The organism is Streptomyces sp. SID3343, assembly GCF_009865215.1.
In the GTDB taxonomy this organism is placed as follows: Bacteria; Actinomycetota; Actinomycetes; order Streptomycetales; family Streptomycetaceae; genus Embleya.
Map to the genome: position 1 here is coordinate 1 of NZ_WWJX01001279.1, position 1,004 is coordinate 1,004.

The 1,004-nt window shown below is 71.4% G+C and carries 1 protein-coding gene; it reads left to right on the forward strand.

The window, feature by feature from the left end; genetic code table 11:
* Positions 1-579 precede the first annotated feature (579 nt).
* Complete coding sequence (locus GT354_RS40205) at positions 580-921, forward strand: VOC family protein (protein WP_161361430.1); 342 nt, start codon at positions 580-582, stop codon at positions 919-921.
* Positions 922-1,004: the final 83 nt, after the last annotated feature.

A 1,004-nucleotide genomic window follows, 5' to 3' on the forward strand; every position in this document is an offset into this window, starting at 1 on the left:
AAGCGCCGCGCCGGACCGGCGCCCGGTCCGGCGCCGACTCGGCGTAGGCGGGACGAACCGGCCCGCGCCCAGGGTTGTTCGGGGGGTCCGGCATCGGTGTGTGCCCCGTCGGCCATGTCGAGTCCGTCCCGTTCGAAGGCTTACACCTCCAGGGGATCACGGAAAAGTCGGATATCTCGGGATGCTTCGTCCCGGTGCGAAATCGTGTCGGCTGCGGTCCTGCTCTTCCATACCGGTCGCCGGTGCTCGCCCCGCACCAACTCGGCGTCATCCCCGCGTGGTTCGTCGCCGCGGCCGTGCCCGATCAGGACGACGTCGGGCGGATCCGTGCCCGACCTCGTCGACGCTGTGCCGGACGCGGACGCGGACGCGGATGCAGACACGGACGTGGACGCGCCGCACGGTCGGATGTCGGGTACGAGATACGGTCGTTCTCGGTCGCGCGGGCCCGATGCGGTTCCGGTGCCGGCCGGCCTCGTCAGGTTTGCGACCGACCCTCGTACCGACCGTCGTGCCGACCCGTGTGCCCACCCATGCGCCCACCTTGCTTGTGCCGCTACGACGTAAGGAACGACGACGATGCAGATCGACTCGGTGACCGCACGGCAGCGGGTGGACGACGTGGAGGCGGCCGTCCCGTTCTACGAGAAGCTGACCGGTCGAACCGCCGCCCGCTTCGCGTTCGCAGGCGTCAGCCTGGCGAGCGTGGGCCCCTTTCTCCTGTTCAGCGGTCCGGACGAGGCGGTGCAGCGCGTCGCGGGCGTGGTCGCCACGTTGGCGGTCGCCGACCTGCCCACCGCCGTCGAGGAGGCGGTGGCGGCGGGCGCCACGGTGGTGATGCCCGCCCAACCCACCCCGAACGGTCGTCGCGCCGTGCTGCGACACCCCCACGGCGGCGTCTACGAATACGTCGGCCCCTGAGCCCCCCACGTGACGCATCCATCCGTCATTCGGGAGCCGCGACCAGTTCGATCGGGCGGCGGCGCAGGGCCGCGTGCAAGGGT